Source organism: Vibrio sp. 10N.222.55.C6, from assembly GCF_041473395.1.
Taxonomy (GTDB): Bacteria; Pseudomonadota; Gammaproteobacteria; order Enterobacterales; family Vibrionaceae; genus Vibrio; species Vibrio crassostreae_C.
Genome location: NZ_JBFRSD010001303.1, coordinates 1 through 315 on the forward strand (window position 1 = coordinate 1; position 315 = coordinate 315).

1 pseudogene is annotated in these 315 nt (G+C 50.8%); it reads right to left on the reverse strand.

The annotated features are described in order from the left end of the window. A pseudogene (locus tag AB4486_RS28630) lies at nt 1–302 on the reverse strand (ABC transporter substrate-binding protein); the annotation flags it as partial. Nucleotides 303–315: the final 13 nt, after the last annotated feature.

Sequence of the window (315 nt, forward strand, 5' to 3'; positions counted from 1 at the left end):
GAAGGAATGGCGAGCTGCCAAATACCTAGCATTGGCGCAGGGCTTCCTACTTCTGCTGGCGGTGCCATTATCTCCATATCACCCACAACGTTGGATACGTCAGCGTTATCTAGATTTGGCACCCAGGCTGGCCATACTTCAATCGCCATTGCCGCTGTCCCTTTTTGCAGCGAATCACGTACTTCATCAGCGTTGTAAACATCGACGCCTCTCGGCGCAAATTGCTTCATTGCTAGGAAGGTTTCTAATGCTTCTACAGCCTCTTTAGAGTCGAGAGTTGAACGGCCATTCTCGTCGACCACATCAGCGCCATAT